Annotated in this window: 16 protein-coding genes and 1 tRNA gene; 6 read left to right on the top strand and 11 right to left on the bottom strand. The window is 44.3% G+C overall.

Features of this window, described 5'->3' with window-relative positions:
• Window positions 1-547 precede the first annotated feature (547 nt).
• The 7 genes from R7Z50_RS19165 to R7Z50_RS19195 all read right to left on the bottom strand — a co-directional run bounded on the left by R7Z50_RS19165 (window position 548) and on the right by R7Z50_RS19195 (window position 7,234).
• Entirely contained in the window at window positions 548-1,801 is a 1,254-nt protein-coding gene (locus R7Z50_RS19165; RefSeq protein ID WP_005381029.1) for an HD-GYP domain-containing protein, read from the bottom strand.
• A 130-nt stretch (window positions 1,802-1,931) separates the two neighbouring features.
• Window positions 1,932-2,930 carry a LacI family DNA-binding transcriptional regulator gene (locus tag R7Z50_RS19170; RefSeq protein WP_005381031.1) on the bottom strand — a complete coding sequence of 333 codons (999 nt, stop codon included), beginning with the start codon at window positions 2,928-2,930 and terminating at the stop codon, window positions 1,932-1,934.
• Between the two features lie 104 nt (window positions 2,931-3,034).
• The gene (gene chbG, locus R7Z50_RS19175) at window positions 3,035-3,790 is read right to left on the bottom strand and encodes a chitin disaccharide deacetylase (protein ID WP_318149211.1); all 756 of its coding nucleotides are present in this window, start codon (window positions 3,788-3,790) and stop codon (window positions 3,035-3,037) included.
• Between the two features lie 18 nt (window positions 3,791-3,808).
• Window positions 3,809-5,131: a 6-phospho-beta-glucosidase gene (locus R7Z50_RS19180; RefSeq protein ID WP_151514325.1), complete on the bottom strand. Its 1,323-nt coding sequence runs from the start codon at window positions 5,129-5,131 to the stop codon at window positions 3,809-3,811.
• Between the two features lie 12 nt (window positions 5,132-5,143).
• Window positions 5,144-5,455, bottom strand: coding sequence for a PTS lactose/cellobiose transporter subunit IIA (locus R7Z50_RS19185; RefSeq protein ID WP_031777269.1), 312 nt, complete (start codon window positions 5,453-5,455; stop codon window positions 5,144-5,146).
• 51 nt (window positions 5,456-5,506) lie between these two features.
• On the bottom strand, window positions 5,507-6,841 hold the full coding sequence (locus R7Z50_RS19190) for a PTS sugar transporter subunit IIC (protein WP_206971005.1): 1,335 nt from the start codon (window positions 6,839-6,841) through the stop codon (window positions 5,507-5,509).
• Window positions 6,842-6,928: 87 nt separating this feature from the next.
• Window positions 6,929-7,234, bottom strand: a complete 306-nt coding sequence (locus R7Z50_RS19195; RefSeq protein WP_318149212.1) for a PTS sugar transporter subunit IIB — start codon at window positions 7,232-7,234, stop codon at window positions 6,929-6,931.
• A 247-nt stretch (window positions 7,235-7,481) separates the two neighbouring features.
• On the opposite strand from R7Z50_RS19195, the gene R7Z50_RS19200 reads away from it, so the two are divergent.
• Window positions 7,482-8,765 (top strand): carbohydrate-binding protein, encoded by a 1,284-nt coding sequence (locus R7Z50_RS19200; protein ID WP_005381066.1) that lies wholly within the window; start codon window positions 7,482-7,484, stop codon window positions 8,763-8,765.
• Window positions 8,766-9,011: 246 nt separating this feature from the next.
• Here R7Z50_RS19200 and R7Z50_RS19205 read toward each other — a convergent pair.
• Window positions 9,012-9,096 (bottom strand) — tRNA-Leu (locus tag R7Z50_RS19205).
• Window positions 9,097-9,286: 190 nt separating this feature from the next.
• Window positions 9,287-9,952 carry an SDR family NAD(P)-dependent oxidoreductase gene (locus tag R7Z50_RS19210; protein WP_064368783.1) on the bottom strand — a complete coding sequence of 222 codons (666 nt, stop codon included), beginning with the start codon at window positions 9,950-9,952 and terminating at the stop codon, window positions 9,287-9,289.
• 227 nt (window positions 9,953-10,179) lie between these two features.
• Between R7Z50_RS19210 and R7Z50_RS19215 the strand changes: the two genes are divergently transcribed.
• Together R7Z50_RS19215 and R7Z50_RS19220 are read left to right on the top strand one after the other, a co-directional pair.
• On the top strand, window positions 10,180-11,448 hold the full coding sequence (locus R7Z50_RS19215) for a DUF2254 domain-containing protein (RefSeq protein WP_017636178.1): 1,269 nt from the start codon (window positions 10,180-10,182) through the stop codon (window positions 11,446-11,448).
• Between the two features lie 184 nt (window positions 11,449-11,632).
• On the top strand, window positions 11,633-12,112 hold the full coding sequence (locus R7Z50_RS19220; protein WP_206970995.1) for an RDD family protein: 480 nt from the start codon (window positions 11,633-11,635) through the stop codon (window positions 12,110-12,112).
• An 87-nt stretch (window positions 12,113-12,199) separates the two neighbouring features.
• On the opposite strand, the gene lptG is transcribed toward R7Z50_RS19220, so the two are convergent.
• Both lptG and lptF read right to left on the bottom strand, forming a co-directional pair.
• Window positions 12,200-13,270, bottom strand: a complete 1,071-nt coding sequence (gene lptG, locus R7Z50_RS19225; RefSeq protein WP_005381071.1) for an LPS export ABC transporter permease LptG — start codon at window positions 13,268-13,270, stop codon at window positions 12,200-12,202.
• Between the two features lie 3 nt (window positions 13,271-13,273).
• The gene (gene lptF, locus R7Z50_RS19230) at window positions 13,274-14,374 is read right to left on the bottom strand and encodes an LPS export ABC transporter permease LptF (RefSeq protein WP_005381072.1); all 1,101 of its coding nucleotides are present in this window, start codon (window positions 14,372-14,374) and stop codon (window positions 13,274-13,276) included.
• Between the two features lie 200 nt (window positions 14,375-14,574).
• On the opposite strand from lptF, the gene pepA reads away from it, so the two are divergent.
• The 3 genes from pepA (at window position 14,575) to R7Z50_RS19245 (ending at window position 19,603) form a co-directional block, all read left to right on the top strand.
• Window positions 14,575-16,083 carry a leucyl aminopeptidase gene (gene pepA, locus R7Z50_RS19235; protein WP_005381073.1) on the top strand — a complete coding sequence of 503 codons (1,509 nt, stop codon included), beginning with the start codon at window positions 14,575-14,577 and terminating at the stop codon, window positions 16,081-16,083.
• 115 nt (window positions 16,084-16,198) lie between these two features.
• Window positions 16,199-16,648, top strand: coding sequence for a DNA polymerase III subunit chi (locus tag R7Z50_RS19240; RefSeq protein WP_031777270.1), 450 nt, complete (start codon window positions 16,199-16,201; stop codon window positions 16,646-16,648).
• Window positions 16,649-16,744: 96 nt separating this feature from the next.
• Entirely contained in the window at window positions 16,745-19,603 is a 2,859-nt protein-coding gene (locus R7Z50_RS19245; RefSeq protein ID WP_154205013.1) for a valine--tRNA ligase, read from the top strand.
• The last annotated feature ends 107 nt before the right edge of the window (window positions 19,604-19,710 follow it).

Consider the following 19,710-nt stretch of genomic DNA (forward strand, 5'->3'; position numbering starts at 1 on the left):
ATTTTGTTCGGCTCAATGAATACTGAACATTCCTTTCGCTAATAAATAGCAGAAGTAATGTTTGAATTGACTGTGCTCTTATTGGTTTTTACTTTTGAAAAAGTAAAACAAAACAGCTCAAGGCTGCTTCCCAATTCAAATGGTCACTTCGTTTCATTGAAACCTAATTTGATACCGAGGTATCTAATTGGATTATCATCAACGAGTGCCCACACAGATTGATAGGTCTATATTGTTAAAGAGCTTGCTTTGCGAGAAGTTTTTCTCTCAAAGCGGAGGTGCATTCTAGCGATTTAGTTGTTAGTGTCAAACACTTTTTTAAACTAATTTTTTGTAGAAGCTTTTTACCTCTTCGACCCTGCTAAAGCCTTGTGGCGTCTGCCGTGTCGATGGATGCGCATTATAGGGAGAAGATTTTCTTTGGCAATACTAAAAATGCATTTTTTCTAAAAAAACATGCCAAATGGATACTTTCCATCCAACCCTAAAATTACCCAGAAATAACACTCAGGATTTATACAATTTACCCACAAAAAGCTGTGGATAACTACTCATCACTATCAAAGAAATAAGAAATACGCGAACGCGGATTTAGATACTCTTTTACTTTATCCGGTAATTTTGACGGATGAATCGCGTTAACTATCTTTATATCTTTTGAGGCAAGATCAATGATTGGCGCTTGCGTCCTTGGTACTGATGGATCGTAAACCAAGACATTCGGGAATAATAAATGCGATGCATTCACTGAGATAACCAGGCCGACCATATTATTAGAAAGCTGAACTACGGTACCCGGAGGAAACACGCCCATAAACTTAATTAGGATGTTCAGGTTCTCTTCTTTATATAGGTGTTTACAGTTCTTATATAAATGAGAGAGTGCGGTATAAGGAATCTTTTGATCTGAGACTATCGGTGTATGACACAAGTTATCAAACGCATTGGCTACAGCAATAATTTGAGCAAACTCGTTGATCTCATCTCCTTTCAGGCCTTTAGGATAACCAGACCCATCTCTTAGCTCATGGTGCTGCGCGATCACAATTCTCGCGACTTCGGGAAAAGCCTCGATTTGACTCGCAAGATCGACGCCATATTTAGTGTGCAACTTTAAGTAGTTGGTTTCTGGCTCTGTTAGAGGTAGTTGCTTTCTTAATATTGCAGTCGGGATTTTTATTTTCCCGATATCATGGAATAGTGCGGAGAAGGAAAGCTCTTTCAACTGTGCTGCTGAGTACCCTTTAGCACGGCCAATCATCATCGAGATAACAGCCACGTTCAATGAGTGGAAATAAATATCTTCAAACTCATTTTTTCCGTTCATCAGATGTAACGTAACATTATCATCGCACATTAACTTCTCGACGATATCTTCAATAAGAAGCTTTGCTTCATCAACTGCTGCTGTCGGACGGTTACGGATTTTAGTCATGACTGAACGCATACGTGCCAGAGAGCGCTCAAACTCTTTTTCACACTGAATCACGCGTCGACGGTATGCACTTAACTTTTCTATGCGGTTCTGTTTTTCTTGCCACATTTTTTGAGTTTCATGATCTAACGACGCTTCATTTGTTACTCTGTCAGCTTGTCTTTGATCAACAGGGAGTGGAACGGCATCGCTTTGCTCTGGATTAAAGTAAACGAACTTTACGCCGAGGTGGCGGATCATCTCGACTTGCTCTTGGTCTTTAATCTTAAAGCTATTGAGTAGAAAGGGGTGATCGTTCCACTTTAGCGGAAGACGGATATGTAATCCGGGTTGAATACGATCGACCGTTAGTTTAATGGCAGCCACTTATTCACTACTGATTTATATTTCTTAAGAGAGTTAGAATACTAGTAAATTTTGTGAATAAATTCATCAGTAACTATCAAAACATCAAACCGTTATTTCTAAGCGACTCACTTAATTAGATAGAAGTAAGCTACTTTAAGGAACGATCTGCTTTGCGTATTTTAAGCTTGGCCTCGAATACTGGCTTGTCTATTACTTCTTGATCTTTGACTAGCCCCATTAACGTTTGTACCGCTACACGGGCCATGTCACTGATAGGAAAGTGCACTGCTGATACTGTAGGGTAAAGACTTTCACAAAGATCAACACTGTCAAAGCTAGTTAATGAGATTTGCTCTGGTACAGAAATACTATGCTCGTGTAAGTACTGCATTGCGCCAACCGTCATTTCTTCACTGCACGAAAAGACAGCCGTCACATCAGGGTGTCGTTGTAAAATTGCAGCCATTGCATCATAACCACTTTGCCGGCCATAATTCCCTTCTTCACACCAGCTTTCATCAATATCTATACCAGCATCCTTCATTGCATCAATATACCCAAGCTTTCTCAATACACTGTTATGACGTTGGGATGGACCGGCAATACAAGCAATCTTTCGATGACCACCAGCTAAAAGGTGCTCAACGGCAATACGGCTTGCATGATGATGGTTAAAGGTAACACAACGCTCTTCTATTCCTTCCACGTAGCGATCCAGGAGAACGAAAGGTGTTGGCTGTTTAGCTAGTTCACGTAAGTCATCATCTGACAAATAACGACTATGAAGTACATAGCCGTCACAACGTAAATCATTAAAACGCTGAATTGCCTCTTTTTCACCTTGTGCAGAATGATGGCCTTGAGCTGTAATCAAAAACTTCTTATGAATATCCAGCTCGGTCTGAACCTGCTCCATCATCTCGCCAAAGAAGCCCCCCGTATAGTAAGTCACCAATAACCCAACCATATTACTGGATGAGGTTGCGAGTGAACGAGCAATTGCACTGGGACGATAATTCAATTGCGCCATAGCTTGCTCTACTTTTTTTCGAGTTTCCTCGCGAAATTTCCCCTCTCCATTAATAATTCGAGAAACGGTAGAGCGATTTACACCGGCGAGTTCGGCTACATCTTTAATCCTTGCCATAATGCTATTGGGTCCAACTGCAATTGTTATTAAATATTCGTTTGTGTAGAACGGCTGCCAGCAATTCGTAAGGTGCTATAGGGGGCGAAGCTGGCAGCCTTTAATCATATACCGACCATTTGATTGGTAGAAACAAGCTCAGAGTAATCCGTGACAGTTATACCATGATGAGCTAACTGTTCTTTTAAAATGGGAGAGGTAAGAACTTGTAACTCTAGCTCTCGCTGAAGCGCATAGCCACTCTTTAAGATAAGCGCCTGATCGGCCTCTGCCGGGTGGCACATCACCTCAACCAAGTCATAGTCAGCTTTTAAGCTCAATAGATGTGCCATTAAGCCATCCAAGCTCACTTTTTGATCATAAAACTCATCAGTAAAGATATACCTGATTGTCATCGATTCTTGACACAAGCCAGTGCCCCGCAGTGGCACTCGGTATTCATTCGCTACTTCTTTAATAACGGGCAAAATTTGAGGGTGAGTATGCGCGTGATGATGGCTATCTAAGTGGCTTAGCTCTAACCCAAGCGATAAAAAATGTTCCACCTGAGCTTTTGCTTCATCATAAACGACCTGAGTTTCGAAGTCCTGCTTACTCCAAAGTTCGTCATAGTTAATAAAGTGCGCTCGGCCGTTGGTCAAGTTAGGATGCTTCGTTATAGGCACACCTGCTGTAAACCTAAGATGAACGCCAATTTTCAAGTCTGGATTATGGCGAGCTAGTTCTAAGGCATGTTGCTCAGCATCCATACCCACCATCATGGTGGTTGAATGAACCACACCTTGCTGGTGAGCTTTAACGATGCCGCTATTTACACCTCTCGTTAAACCAAAATCATCAGCATTAAAAATGACTTTCATTGGCGTCCTTCCTTAGTACTACAACGTCGTTAGTTTAAATTGAGGTAAATACGGAGCGTTCACCGCTAGGATATCATCCAGGATTGACTTGGCGCGGCCAATGTCAGGCACCAATGGGTTATTGGTTAATGCCATAAGCGCCTTGTCATAATTACCTTCGACAGCAGCTTCTATTGTTAGCTGCTCATACGCTTTAACTTGATAGAGTAATCCTTTGATATTGTTTGACAACTCGCCAACCGCAAGAGGTTTCGCCCCCCAGCTACCAATCACCGCACTACATTCAATCACAGCATCGTCAGGTAGGCCGTTGATCGCTCCATTATTTAAAACGTTAACAACATGAATACTATTACGATTGTTATAAATTGAATCAACTAGGTTCAGTGATGCATCAGAATAATAAGCACCACCCCGCTCCTCTAACTCTTTCGGCTTATGATCGAGGGTAGGATCTTGATAGAGCTTAAATAGCGCATTTTCTGTTTCCATTACCTGCTCAGCACGAGTGCCTTTTTCATCGGCACTTTGTTTCTCTTCAGCAAGCATGGCATCAGTTTGGTAGAAGTAGCGATGATAAGGACATGGTATCGCCCCCAGTGCTTTTAGAAATGCAGGATCCCACGGCTCTTCCCAGATATTCTTCATACTGAAGTTGGCACCATCACCGACTTTCTCTAATACCGTTTGAGTAATATCTTCCCCATTGAGCCATGCTTTGTGTACCCACACGAGATGGTTTAACCCAGCAAACTCAAGTTGTAGCTCTTTTGGCTCGCACTCCATCATTTCTGCAATCATCATTTCCATTGAAACGGGCACATTGCATAAACCAATACTCTTTACTTTGGTGTACTTACTGACCGCTTCGGAAACTAAACCCGCTGGGTTGGTGAAATTGAGCATCCATGCGTTTGGAGCCAACTCTTCAATGTCTTTACAGATATCAAGAATGACCGGAATGGTTCGCAGTGCTTTAGCAAAACCACCAGGGCCCGTTGTTTCTTGGCCGATGACGTCGTACTTGATTGGGATTCGCTCATCGTTAGCGCGTGCAGCAAGGCCACCAACACGAAACTGCGTCATCACAAAATCCGCATCTTTTATCGCAGCACGGCGATCGAAACCGGCTTTTATCTCAATTTTTGCTCCGGCTTTATCGACCATTCGCTGAGCCAATCCTTTGATGATCTCAAGCTTCTCAGCTCCTGACTCAATGTCCACAAAATGGATTTTCTTAACGGGTAAATATTCTAAGCGCTTAATAACCCCTTCAACCAATTCCGGGGTATAGCTACTACCACCGCCAATAATGGCAAGTTTGATCGCCTCTCTAGACATTTTCATCCCCCTTTACTTGTTCGAGATTTTTTTGTTCAGTGCGACGATTTCTACAGCCATCTCTTGAGCCAAAATCGTAGTCATCAGGTGATCTTGAGCATGCACCATCACTAACGTCATCGGGACTTTCCCTTCTCCCTGATCTTCTTCAATAAGCTGAGTCTGTATTAAGTGGGCTTTATTAATGCACTCTCTTGCTTGAGAGAGCTTCTCGTCAGCCGCTTCAAAATCTTGTTCTCGAGATAAACGCAATGCCTCGTAGCTTAAACTTCTGGCTTCACCAGCATTGCAAATGATCTCCATCACAACCAATTCTTGTTCCATCATTTTCTCTCCGAAAATCGGGCCGCGGTAATTGCGGCCCATTAAGCACAGTTAAGCAGTAACGCCTTCGCCTGACGGCTGCGTGTCACCTTTAGTTTCCTTCGTCGTTGGTAGTTCTTGCTCCAACATTTGCTTCTCAAACATTTTGAAGAATGGGAAGTAGATGATTAGATCAAGAACCAATAAACCAATGACGAGCAATACTGGCGCAAAGGTCCAACCGCTCCCCCACGAAGCACCTATCAGTGCCGGTGTTGTCCAAGGTGTTGTAGCGACACCCATACCCACAAAGCCGACATGCACAGCAAAATACGCAATCGTAGCGTTGATGACTGGAGCGAAGACGAACGGGATAAACAAGGTCGGGTTCATCACAACTGGGCTACCGAAGATCACTGGTTCGTTGATTTGGAAAAAGCCAGGCACCGCACTCATTCGACCAATGCTCTTAAGGTGAACAGAACGGCTAAACGACATCAGCATAACAAGAGCAAGTGTTGCACCAGAGCCGCCAATAAAGATGTAAAAATCCCAGAACGGTTGAGTAAATACGTTTGGAATCGGTTCACCTGCAACAAAGGCTTCAATGTTGGCACCAATGTTGGTCAAAAAGATTGGAGAAAGCAGTCCAACAACAATTGCAGCACCATGAATACCCGCAAACCAAAGCAGCTGGCAAAGCAATAAAGCGCCAATAATGGCAGGCAATGAGTTAGACGCACTAATTAGAGGTTTAAAGATAGCCATAACAGCGTCTGGAATCAGCATGTCGTACTGGGTTTGTACGAAAAGGCTAAGTGGATATAAGGTAGTGAATATCGCTAAGACTGGTAGCAATACTTCAAATGATCGCGCAATCGCCGGTGGCACCTGCTCTGGCATGCGAATCGTAATATTGTGCTTTTTCATAAAACGGTAGAGCTCCACCGAGAAAAATGCACACATCACTGCGGTGAAGATCCCGGTTCCGCCCATGTGAGACATAGACAACGCGCCATCTTTAGCTGGGGCCGCAATGAGTAAAAAAGACATTAGTGACAATACAGCACTCGTGATCCCATCCATCTTGTAAGCCTTCGCTAAACTATAAGCAACGCCCAGCGAAACAAAAATGGTCATGATCCCCATCGACATGTTGTAGGGCATCATTATGGTATCAAAATGTGTAGTGGCGAAATCGAGCCAAATTCGACCAAAAGTAAAGGTTGTATCTTCGGCAAATGGGGGGAATGCAAAAATCAAAATGAAACTACCGACAATAATAAACGGCATTGCGACAATAAAACCGTCTCTCATTGCGCGAACATGGGGCTGATTCCCCACTTTAGCTGCTATAGGGGCTATATGCTTTTCGACTGCGCCTATAATTGCGTCATAAAGCTTCATAGAATCCATCCTTATTTTAGGCAAAAGAATCCCGCATCAAATATTTATATTTGATGTACAGTTATCTTTTTAATTTAAAACTATGGTTTAGTTAATTAATTCTAATGCTTGCTCTAGTACTTCCTCTCCCTTCATCATTCCATAATGCTGATGAGAAATCGCGTCAATGTTTTTACCATGCTCTTGCGCCGTTTTTCTTAGCTCTTCTAGCTGAAAACGTACTTGAGGCCCGAGAAGACAAACATCGTACTCTTTAATTGCATCTTCAAATGCATTCACTGACATCGCATCAATTTTGCATTCAATTCTTTTATTTTCAGCAGCTTGCTCCATTTTCTTAACAAGCATACTGGTTGACATCCCTGCGCTACAGCATAAAAGGATCTTTTTCATAGCCTTACTCCCGTTGTGTAAATTTCAACCTGCAAAAACTGTAGCAAAAATAACCAAGACAAAAAAGCGCAACCGGTTGCATTATTCGTGAACACAATCCCAATTTAGAAAATACCACCTATTTTTTTGTAATTATTTAGGTCTAGGATAAAAGTTATAAAATAATTTAAAACATCACATTAATTTTCAAATTATCAATATTTTACTACTGACAACGTCGTTATTAATTTCTTAAAAGGAATAGAGAATGAAATTTAATAAATTGGCTATTGCAACGCTTGTAAGTGCCGCACTATCACAACACTCATTTGCTCAAACCGACTCTAAAGGCACAATTTATCTAACGTTTGATGATGGACCAATCAATGCATCTATTGACGTTATTCAAGTACTTAACCAGGAAGATATCAAAGCGACGTTTTACTTTAATGCTTGGCATTTAGATGGAATTGGTGATGAGAATGAAGACCGTTCCCTAGAAGCCTTAAAGCTCGCATTAGACACTGGTCATATTGTTGCGAACCACAGTTACGATCACATGGTGCACAACTGCGTGGATGAATTTGGACCGAACAGTGCTGCGGAGTGTAATGCGACCGGGGACCACCAGCTTAACTCGTATCAAGACCCTGTTTACGATGCCTCAATGTTTACGGAAAACTTATCTGTGTTAGCAAAGTATTTGCCGAACATTACAAGCTACCCGAACTACAAGGCAACAGAGTTTGCTAGACTGCCCTACACCAACGGTTGGCGCGTGACGAAAGACTTCAAAGCAGATGGGTTATGTGCCACGTCTGATGACCTGAAACCTTGGGAACCAGGATATGTATGCGATACATCCAACCCATCCAACAGTGTAAAAGCAGCTATCGAGGTTCAAAATATCCTAGCGAATAACGGCTATCAAACTCACGGTTGGGATGTGGACTGGGCACCCGAAAATTGGGGCATTGAAATGCCAGCAAACAGCCTTACAGAAGCAGAAGCATTTCTTGGATATGTGGATTCCGCGTTAAACACTTGTGCACCAACAACGATTAACCCGATCAACTCCAAAGCTCAAGAGTTCCCATGTGGTACACCTTTACACGCCGATAAAGTTATCGTATTAACTCACGAGTTCCTATTTGAAGATGGTAAGCGTGGCATGGGTGCAACGCAAAACCTACCTAAGCTCGCTAAGTTTATACAGTTAGCAAAACAAGCGGGTTATGACTTCGACACAATGGATAACTACACACCGAACTGGCAAGTTGGTCATAACTACGACGCTGGCGATTACGTCTTACACCTAGGTACTGTATACCAGGCTGTAACAAACCATACTGCGCAACAAGATTGGGCACCGTCTCCAACCTCTAGCCTTTGGACAAATGCAGACCCAGCCACTAACTGGACTCAGAATGTTTCCTATAAACAAGGTGATGTGGTGACTTATCAAGGTTTGCGTTATCTAGTTGATGTACCGCACGTGTCCCAAGCAGACTGGACTCCGAACACTCAAAATACCTTGTTCACAGCTCTATAGGCTGTTCCTACTATCACCATGAGTAGTTTGCGCGAGGCATACCCCTCGCGCTTTTTTGTTTTGAAGATCCAGATACAACAAAGCCCCGACTTTCATCGAGGCTCTGTCTTAAAATATGGTACCGGTGGACGGAGTTGATTGGACTGGCATCCCTGCCGCCACCGCGAAGGCAACGCTAACTTCCTTTTGATATTTACGAGCACCTAAAACGACGAAAGGCCGCTATAAAAGCGACCTTTCTATGTATGGTACCGGTGGGCGGACTTGAACCGCCACGCCCGAAGGCAACGGATTTTGAATCCGTCGTGTATACCAATTTCACCACACCGGCATCTTTGGGCTATTGCCCTTTGATGGTTGGCATTATACGTAAGCTTTTGACCTGCGCAAGCAGAAATACCTTAAATAACTATCGTTTGCTGATAATTTCGCCACAAAGTGTGACAAAGCTGTACTCATAAGAAACGTACGCTCCATTTTCTACTACTCTTCCAGATGAAAATGAGTATACGAAACTCTTTTTAAGTTCTATTCACTGTAATATCAGAAACATAACCATTCCCAATGCTCGACAACGCATTATGGAGCATCTCTGCGGCATCTTCTGCTTGCATGAAGTGACTCGTGTCCATCGTATTGCCGCTTGTTTTCCAGAATTCCGTATCCATTCCACCAGGATAAACCGCGATGATTTTCATAGGTTTTCCTTTTAGCTCCAAACGAACCGACTCAATTAATCCTTTGACGGCCCATTTCACTGCACAATACGTAGACTCTTGCGCTTTAGGTTGTTGCGCGGCTGTAGACATGATCATGACCACTTTTATTGGATGATCTTTGTAACGTTTTACTAACTCTCTTAACACATGAATCGCAGAATTCAGGTTGTTATCAATCAACTTTTGAATCTCTTCCGGCTCCTGCTCTTCCAGTAAGCCAAAATAACCACTTCCCGCACTATGAATGACCATTTCAGGGGACTGTTTCACCCCATCAAAGAGCTGTTTCACATTTTGGTGCGATGAGAGGTTGCAAGCTTGATAACCAACGTTATGAGAGAGTTGTTTTGCTAGTGCGGATAGTTTTTCTGTATTTCTTCCTATTACATACGTCTCTTTGCCTTCCGCATCATAACGCTTTGCTAGTTCCGCCCCTAAACCGCTACTTGCACCTGTAATTACAATCATGCGCTACCTCTTTTCAATCACATACTTTTAATTCATCTATCAATTAAGGTAACAGAATCGTGGTAATTCACACCTCAAGAGCACCATTCTTTGAAGCAAGCAGCTTTCTTACTTTCGTGATGCATGAAATATCAAGCAGAACGACGGGCATTTAACCTATGCTTAAGCAAGAATAACTTTCTGAATTTTCTATCGACTTTCTAGTGAGAACTGAATAGGAGCAAAGAATGACTGGGTCAAAATGGCAGTGGTTACTGAAACAGATGACACGAAAACTGTGGGTCCGGACGTCACTCTACGCATTACTAGCTGTTGCTACCGCCTTAATGTCGATTGTTTTAAACCAGTTCATTACTCTGCCCCCTGCCATCAACGTCAGCAAGGATTTGTTGAACAACATATTAAATATCCTCGCAACCTCCATGCTTGCAGTGACTACATTCTCTCTCAATATTATGGTCTCAGCGTACAGTGCCGCTAGTGCAGGGGTAACGCCGCGAGCGACAAAACTGTTGATGGAAGACAGCACAACACAAAATGCCTTAGCAACCTTTCTTGGCTCTTTTCTATTTAGTTTGGTAGGAATTATCGCGCTAGGTATTGGGGCCTATCATCAACAAGCACAAATTTATCTGTTCATCGTGACTATCGCCGTAATCGTGATGATCATACTCACTCTGCTACGTTGGATTCAGCACCTTTCCGTACTAGGAAGGGTCAGTGAAACCACTTCATACGTGGAGCAAGCCTTGTTAGATGCGATAAGAAAACGGGGCAAAGAGCGTTGGCTAGGTGCTCACCCGTGGAGCCACCCAGAACATAAACCCAGAGGAAGTAAACCTATTTTGAGCCAAGAAATTGGCTACTTACAGCATGTTGATATGCATCATCTCGATAGTATTGCTGAAGCAAACCAATGCACCATCTACCTTGAGCGACAACCGGGAAGTTTTGTGTACGTAGGTCAACCATTGGCTTGGGTTTGTGGAGAATTGCCAGACGAAAGCGAAGTAACGGCAGCCTTCACGATTCGAACGGAGCGTTCATATGATCAGGACCCTCGCTTTGGTTTAGTCGTTATGGCGGAAATCGCCTCACGAGCACTATCTCCGGCTGTAAATGATAATGGCACCGCAATTGACGTTCTTGGGCGTTCTGTACGAGCACTTTCATTATGGGGAGACCTACTCAGTGAGCCTCCTACCAAAACTCGATATCCTAGACTATTTGTGCCCGCATTGAGCTGCCAGGATTTGTTTGATGATGTCTTTTTGCCGATAGCACACGATGGTGCAGCGCAACTCCAAATACAGATTCGCCTACAAAAGGCCTTGCTAGCTCTCTCTAGTATGCACCCTAAGTTATTTTTGTCACCAGCAATCAAGCTGTCAGAAAAAGCTTTAGAGCTTTCGTTAAGCCAACATTATACCGAAGATGAGAAACACCAACTCTCTCAGCTATCTAATCTGGTCACAGACCAAAGAGCCAATGGTTAAGAGAATCGAATTCAGTTGAAACATATTGCTGCACGGCCTCGTGTATCATGACATGTGCTGATAACGTAGGGCAGAAAAGTCACTTAGTTTATACACAATTAAAGACTCTGTGCGTTAGGTCTCTTTTCTCTTGGTGAGGGAATCTATATTCTGACGCACAATTTTTAAGGTAAGTGATGGAATAATGACAACGTCTACAACTCTTCCACCTGCTGGTCTCTTTCGTCGACTTGCAGCGTTGATTTACGACACATTGATTATTATCGCAATTGAAATGATGGCCGCAGGTATTGTTATGGCCGTTGTGTTTGCACTAAATGCAGCAGGATTGTTGAGCTATGGCGAGTACGCAGATGCCGCAGATATGCTCGGAAAGCACCCTGTATTGAGCCCTCTATTTACATTTTATCTTGCGGGTGTGTGGATATATTTCTTTGTGTTCTTCTGGACGCGAGCAGGACAAACTCTTGGGATGCGCGCTTGGAAGCTTCGAGTTCGCAATGCCAAAGACGGAGCACCAATTACGGTAACTCAAGCTCTGATTCGTATTTCGACATCTGGCTTTGGTTTGGCAAACCTGACTGTGCCGATTGATCCCAAGAAACGTGGTTTCCACGACATTTGGGCAAAAACAGAGGTTGTTGTGTTGCCTAAGGCAAACTAACTTATCCGGGAATACAAAAAAGGAAGGCATAATGCCTTCCTTTTACATTTAGTCCGATGAAACATGGTTTATTCGATGATGCTTCAGTTATAGCTTTCTTCGTAGCAGTGCAATCGCAATAGCTAAGAACACCAAACTCGGGGCCAAAGCACCAAACACTGGGGATATGCCATACACCAAGCTTAATGGGCCAAAGAACTCACTGGATATGTAAAAAGTAAACCCGGCAACCACGCCCGACAACACCCTTGCCCCCATGGTCACGCTTCTGAGTGGACCGAAAACAAAAGATAGCGCCATTAACATCATCACAGCAATTGAAAGCGGCTGAGTCAACTTACGCCAAAACGCCAACTCATAGCGAGATGCATCTTGTTCCGATGCTTTTAGGTAAGTAACATAATCATACAAACCGCTCAGTGACAGTTCTTCTGGCTTCACGGTCACCACGGCTAGCTTATCTGGTGCCAAAGAGGTGTGCCACTCCATCTGTTCGATGTCTTGCTTCGAAATTACGTTTTCATTTTCCATGTCCGTAATTTGTACGTAGCGCATCAGCCAGTTGTTATCTTGTTGGTAGTCGACTTCTTCGGCGAAAATAACTTTTTGTAGATTCTTATCATCATCAAAACGCCACATATTTAAAGCATAAAGCTTGTCGTCTTCGACTTTACCTATAAAGATAAAGTCGTTTGCGTCACGAGCCCACACACCTGAGCGCACAGACACAATGCTACCACCTGATATCGCAAACGCACGTAAGTCACGGGCCATCTTCTGGGCCTCAGGAGCGCCCCATTGACCTAACGCCATAACGACAATCATGAGCGGGACGGCCGTTTTTAGTACCGATAACCCGATATCCAGCTTAGAGAAACCAGCAGCTTGCATCACCACCAGCTCAGAGCTTGAAGCCAACATACCTAAGCCGATCAGGGCACCGAGTAATGCCGCCATTGGAAAGAACATTTCGATATCACGCGGCACACTGAGTAACACAAAGTACAACGCATGAGTGAGGTCGTACACACCTCGCCCTACTTTACGTAGCTGTTCTACATATTTGATGATGCCCGATAAGCCAACAAACGTCGCTAAAACCAAGGCAGTGGTAGAGATGATGGTTCTACCGATGTAAAGGTCTAAGATTTTGAACACAGCTTACGCGAGCCTCTTCTTGCGGAATTTGTCTTTTATTCGTCTAGCAGCAACGCTGTCCATCATATTCGCCATGATAGCAACAATCAGCAACATCGCATTGATTGGCCACATACCAATAGCAGCCGGGATATCACCATCTTCTAATGCAGATTTGGTTGCACTGATCGCCAAGAAATACGCTAGATAGATCAGAATCGCAGGCCCCATTTTGGCAAACCGTCCCTGACGCGGATTCACCGCAGACAAAGGAATAACGAGCATCGTTAAGAGTGGAATACACACAAATAACGAAATTCGCCATTGTAGCTCCGCTTGCGCCTCTGGATCTGGGTGACCTATCAAGTCAACCGTTGGGTATGCTTCCCAGTCTCGCCCTTTCTTTTTGACCTCACGTTGGCCGATAACACCTTCGTATTCATCGAATTTCGTGATCATATATTCAACGCGAGTAGGCACACCTTCATAACGCGTACCTTCTTTCATAGTGATGATCTGACGACCGTCCGAAAGCTCTTTTACTTCACCAGAAGATGAGAACATCACACTCGGTAACACCGAATCTCGAGGGCGCATCTGCGCAACAAAAACGTTGCTCAAGGTATTGTCTTTAATGTCATCGATGAACACAACCGATGAACCGTCTGGTGTACCTTGGAACTGACCTTTTTTAAGTAGGTCAACGCTGTTTTCTGACGCTACCTGCTCATAAAGCTGCTCAACGCGGTCTTGAGACCACGGCGATAGCCACAACGCATTGAAAGCCGCCACCGCTGAAGTAATCAACGCTAGGTATAAGGCCGCTTGAACCAAGAATTTATTACCAATACCTGTCGCGTTCATTACGACAATTTCGCTCTCTGCATACAGACGACCAAATGTGATCAATATGCCGATATACAGACTTAAAGGCAGCATTAACAGACCCATTGCTGGCATGTTCAAACCAACAATCGAGAAAATCAATCCAGCAGGAATATCCCCATCAGAAGCATCAGCAAGAACACTTATGAATTTCTGGCTTACAAACACCAAAAAAAGTACGAAAAAAATCGCAAATTGGCTCTTGAGTGTTTCGCGGATCAAATATCTAACAATAATCACGCTGAAATTACCTATACAAAACTTGTTTTTTTGGTCGAATCACTATAGTTTCCCGTTGAACCATTTATTTTTTTAAAAATTATAAACTAGATGTTAGTCGCTTAATCAGCTCTGCATGTAAGCCTGGAGCTAAAATTCAACAAGTAAGCGATCATTATCTAACATTTAGAGCAATTTGTCTTCAGGATGTAGGAGTACGCATGGAGTTCAGTGTAAAAAGTGGCAGTCCAGAGAAACAACGTAGCGCATGTATCGTTGTTGGTGTGTTTGAACCACGTCGCCTTTCTCCAGTAGCCGAACAACTTGATAAAATCAGTGACGGTTACATCAGTTCACTACTTCGCCGTGGTGATCTAGAGGGTAAACCTGGTCAGATGCTGCTACTGCATCAAGTACCAGGTGTTTTGTCAGAGCGCGTTTTACTTGTCGGTTGCGGCAAAGAGCGTGAACTTGGCGAGCGCCAGTACAAGGAAATCATTCAAAAGACGATCAGCACACTTAACGAGACAGGCTCAATGGAAGCGGTATGTTTCCTAACTGAACTGCATGTTAAGGGTCGTGATACATACTGGAAAGTGCGCCAGGCTGTAGAAGCGACTAAAGATGGTCTATACACATTTAATCAATTCAAGAGCGTGAAACCTGAGACTCGCCGCCCACTGCGCAAGCTTGTTTTCAACGTACCAACGCGTCGTGAATTGAACTTGGGTGAAAAAGCAATCACTCATGGTCTTGCTATCGCATCAGGTGTCAAAGCCTCAAAAGACCTTGGCAACATGCCGCCAAACGTAGCTAATCCAGCTTACCTTGCTTCTCAAGCTCGTCGTCTAGCGGACGATTACGAAACCGTAACCACCAAAATTATTGGTGAGCAAGAGATGGAAAAACTGGGTATGACCTCTTACCTAGCAGTAGGCCGTGGTTCTAAAAACGAATCTATGATGTCTATCATCGAGTACAAAGGTAACCCTGACTCAGATGCAAAACCGATTGTGCTCGTAGGTAAAGGTCTAACCTTCGACTCAGGCGGTATCTCTCTAAAGCCGGGCGAAGGTATGGATGAGATGAAGTACGACATGTGTGGTGCGGCATCGGTATTCGGTACAATGAAAGCGCTAGCGAAGCTAAACCTACCAATCAACGTTATTGGTGTTCTAGCGGGCTGTGAAAACATGCCTGGCAGCAACGCTTACCGTCCAGGTGACATCCTAACGACCATGTCTGGTCAAACTGTAGAAGTTCTGAACACGGATGCTGAAGGCCGTCTTGTTCTTTGTGACGCACTGACTTACGTAGAGCGTTTCGAACCAGACTGCGTGGTTGACGTTGCAACGCTAACTGGTGCTTGTGTTATCGCACTAGGCCACCATATCAGCGGTGTAATCTCTAACCACAACCCTCTTTCTCATGAGCTAGTAAACGCTTCTGAGCAAGCGAGTGACCGTGCATGGCGTCTACCAATGGCAGACGAGTACCACGAACAGTTGAAGAGCCCGTTTGCGGATATGGCAAACATTGGTGGTCGCCCTGGTGGCACAATTACTGCGGGTTGCTTCTTATCTAAGTTCGCGAAGAAGTATAACTGGGCACACGTCGATATCGCAGGTACCGCGTGGAAATCAGGCGCAGCGAAAGGCTCAACGGGCCGTCCTGTCTCAATGCTTGTCCAATTCCTTTTGAACCGCAGCGGCCAAGAGACAGAAGAGTAATTTCTGAACAGAATCTAAAAGGGCCGCAAGGCCCTTTTTTATTATCCTAATTTTCTAAAATGAAAGTGGGACTTAAGATGGTCTTAGGAAGAGACCCAAGGCAAGTGAGAGAATGATGCAAACTGCAACCTTCTACATCATTAACGAAGAGAGCCCGCAAGCAACGGTGGCTGGCTTTGAAGAATACATCGTGTTTTTGGCTCAGCACTTTGCTCGCCAAGGCGCTAAAGTGTATTTAAACTGCCAAGACAAACCACACGCCGAGCAGCTCGCTGAAGCCTTTTGGCAAGTTGATGCAGACAAGTTCATGGCACATAACCTCGTAGGCGAGGGACCGAAATACGCCACCAATATTGAAATCGGCCATGAAGGTGTAAAACCTAATTGGAACCGTCAGCTGGTAATTAATTTGGCGGAAAATGAGACAACCTTTGCGAACAAGTTTGCTCAAGTGGTAGACTTCGTGCCCTGCGAAGAAAAAGCTAAACAACTCGCAAGAGAAAGATATAAAATTTACCGTCAAGCAGGTTACCAGCTGCAAACGATCGAAATTCAATATCCTTAACGGTCAATCCTTATAGTTAAGGCGATCTTGTTAAGATCCCTCACTTATAAAGATTGACTAAGATTCAACCATCAACGTATCCATTAAAAGAGCGCTATGGAAAAGACATACAACCCAACTTCAATCGAACAAGCTCTGTATCAGACTTGGGAAGAGAAAGGCTACTTTAAGCCACACGGTGACACTACTAAAGAATCATACAGCATCATGATCCCGCCACCGAACGTCACTGGTAGCCTACACATGGGCCACGCGTTCCAAGATACGATCATGGATACGCTTATCCGTTGTGAACGTATGAAGGGTAAAAACACCCTTTGGCAAGTAGGTACTGACCACGCTGGTATCGCAACTCAGATGGTTGTTGAGCGTAAGATCGCTGCAGAAGAAGGCAAAACAAAACACGATTACGGTCGTGAAGCTTTCATCGACAAAATCTGGGAATGGAAAGGCGAATCTGGCGGCACTATCACTAAGCAGCTTCGTCGTCTTGGCGCATCTGTAGACTGGGATCGTGAACGCTTCACGATGGACGATGGTCTATCTAACGCCGTTCAAGAAGTCTTCGTACGTCTATACGAAGACGATCTAATCTACCGCGGTAAGCGTCTAGTTAACTGGGATCCAAAGCTACACACAGCGATTTCAGATCTAGAAGTAGAGAACAAAGACACTAAAGGCCACATGTGGCACTTCCGCTACCCACTAGCAGATGGCGCTAAAACAGCGGATGGCAAAGACTACATCGTTGTTGCAACGACTCGTCCAGAGACCGTGCTAGGCGATACGGGTGTTGCAGTTAACCCAGAAGATCCACGTTACAAAGATCTTATCGGTAAAGAAATCATCCTTCCTATCGTTGATCGTCGCATCCCAATCGTGGGCGATGAGCACGCAGATATGGAAAAAGGTACTGGCTGTGTGAAAATCACACCTGCGCACGACTTCAACGACTACGAAGTAGGTAAGCGCCACCAGCTACCAATGATCAACATTCTGACTTTCGACGCGAACATCCGCGACTCAGCAGAAGTATTCAACACTAACGGCGAAGCAAGCGAAGCTTACAACACTGAGCTACCCGCTAAATACCACGGTATGGAGCGTTTTGCCGCTCGTAAAGCTATCGTTGCTGAATTCGACGAGCTAGGTCTACTTGAAGAAGTGAAAGATCACGATCTACAAGTTCCTTACGGCGACCGTGGTGGCGTGGTTATCGAACCAATGCTAACTGACCAATGGTACGTACGTACTGCGCCTCTAGCGAAAACCGCAGTTGAAGCAGTAGAAAACGGCGACATCCAATTCGTTCCTAAGCAATACGAAAACATGTACTTCTCTTGGATGCGTGACGTTCAAGACTGGTGTATCTCTCGTCAGCTATGGTGGGGTCACCGCATCCCAGCTTGGTACGACAACCAAGGTAATGTTTACGTAGGTCGCACTGAAGAAGAAGTTCGTAAGAACAACAACCTAGAGTCAGTCATTGAACTGCACCAAGACGAAGACGTACTGGATACGTGGTTCTCTTCTGCACTATGGACGTTCGGTACTCAAGGTTGGCCAGAGCAAACTGACGACCTGAAAGTATTCCACCCTTCAGACGTTCTAGTAACTGGTTTCGACATCATCTTCTTCTGGGTTGCGCGCATGATCATGATGACCATGCACTTCGTGAAAGACGAAAACGGCAATCCACAAGTACCATTTAAAACGGTTTACGTTACTGGTCTAATCCGTGACGAAAACGGCGACAAGATGTCCAAGTCGAAAGGTAACGTACTTGACCCAATCGACATGATTGATGGTATCGACCTAGAGTCTCTCGTAGAGAAGCGTTGTGGCAACATGATGCAGCCTCAACTAGCGAAGAAGATCGAGAAGAACACTCGTAAGACGTTTGAAAACGGTATCGAAGCATACGGTACAGACGCACTGCGTTTCACTCTTGCAGCAATGGCATCAACAGGTCGTGATATCAACTGGGATATGAAACGTCTTGAGGGTTACCGTAACTTCTGTAACAAACTATGGAACGCAAGCCGTTACGTAATGATGAACACAGAAGAGCAAGATTGTGGCTTCAACGGTGGTGAGATTGAATACTCACTAGCAGACAAGTGGATCGAGTCTCAGTTTGAACTCGCAGCGAAAGCGTTTAACAACCATATCGACAACTTCCGTCTAGATATGGCTGCGAACACGCTTTACGAATTCATCTGGAACCAATTCTGTGACTGGTACCTAGAGCTTACTAAGCCAGTTCTATGGAAAGGTACTGAAGCACAACAGCGTGGTACTCGTCGTACATTAATCACGGTTCTTGAGAAGACTCTACGTCTAGCTCACCCAGTGATTCCTTACATCACTGAAACTATCTGGCAAAGCATCAAGCCATTAGTTGAAGGTGTAGAAGGCGAGACAATCATGCTGCAAGCACTGCCTCAATTCGACGAAGCAAACTTCAACCAAGAAGCGCTAGACGACATTGAATGGGTGAAAGCGTTTATTACCAGCATCCGTAACCTACGTGCTGAATACGACATCAACCCTGGTAAGCCGCTTGACGTTATGCTGAAAGCAGCAAATGCAGAAGATGCCTCTCGTCTAGAAGCAAGCAAGCAAGTACTGATGTCACTAGCGAAGCTAGAAGCAGTACGCGTGCTTGAAACTGGCGAACAAACTCCTGCATGTGCGACAGCACTGGTTGGTAAGTCTGAGTTGATGATCCCAATGGCAGGTCTGATCGACAAAGATGCTGAGCTTGCTCGTCTAGATGGCGAAATCAAGAAGACTCACGGCGAAATCAAGCGTATCGAAGGCAAACTAGGTAACGAAGGCTTCGTAGCGAAAGCACCTGAAGCAGTTGTTGCTAAAGAGCGTGAGAAGCTTGAAGGCTACAAAGAGACACTAGCTAAGCTAGAAGAGCAGAAGACAACGATCGCTGCGCTTTAAGCCTCAGTGAAAGAGAAGAATTAACACTTCTCACTTTTGGTTCAAAAGGTTGGTCATCATGGCCAACCTTTTTTGTATACATTTCACCAAAACCATCATCAATAGCT

The sequence above is a fragment of the Vibrio sp. 1249-1 genome (assembly GCF_033340495.1).

Excerpts from the sequence above, each read along its gene's own strand:
- R7Z50_RS19170 (WP_005381031.1), bottom strand. The coding sequence starts at position 2,930 with ATGGCAAGGATTAAAGATGTAGCCGAACTCGCCGGTGTAAATCGCTCT.
- chbG (WP_318149211.1), bottom strand. The coding sequence starts at position 3,790 with ATGAAAGTCATTTTTAATGCTGATGATTTTGGTTTAACGAGAGGTGTA.
- R7Z50_RS19180 (WP_151514325.1), bottom strand. The coding sequence starts at position 5,131 with ATGTCTAGAGAGGCGATCAAACTTGCCATTATTGGCGGTGGTAGTAGC.
- R7Z50_RS19185 (WP_031777269.1), bottom strand. The coding sequence starts at position 5,455 with ATGGAACAAGAATTGGTTGTGATGGAGATCATTTGCAATGCTGGTGAA.
- R7Z50_RS19190 (WP_206971005.1), bottom strand. The coding sequence starts at position 6,841 with ATGAAGCTTTATGACGCAATTATAGGCGCAGTCGAAAAGCATATAGCC.
- R7Z50_RS19195 (WP_318149212.1), bottom strand. The coding sequence starts at position 7,234 with ATGAAAAAGATCCTTTTATGCTGTAGCGCAGGGATGTCAACCAGTATG.
- R7Z50_RS19200 (WP_005381066.1), top strand. The coding sequence starts at position 7,482 with ATGAAATTTAATAAATTGGCTATTGCAACGCTTGTAAGTGCCGCACTA.
- R7Z50_RS19210 (WP_064368783.1), bottom strand. The coding sequence starts at position 9,952 with ATGATTGTAATTACAGGTGCAAGTAGCGGTTTAGGGGCGGAACTAGCA.
- R7Z50_RS19215 (WP_017636178.1), top strand. The coding sequence starts at position 10,180 with ATGACTGGGTCAAAATGGCAGTGGTTACTGAAACAGATGACACGAAAA.
- R7Z50_RS19220 (WP_206970995.1), top strand. The coding sequence starts at position 11,633 with ATGACAACGTCTACAACTCTTCCACCTGCTGGTCTCTTTCGTCGACTT.
- pepA (WP_005381073.1), top strand. The coding sequence starts at position 14,575 with ATGGAGTTCAGTGTAAAAAGTGGCAGTCCAGAGAAACAACGTAGCGCA.
- R7Z50_RS19240 (WP_031777270.1), top strand. The coding sequence starts at position 16,199 with ATGCAAACTGCAACCTTCTACATCATTAACGAAGAGAGCCCGCAAGCA.
- R7Z50_RS19245 (WP_154205013.1), top strand. The coding sequence starts at position 16,745 with ATGGAAAAGACATACAACCCAACTTCAATCGAACAAGCTCTGTATCAG.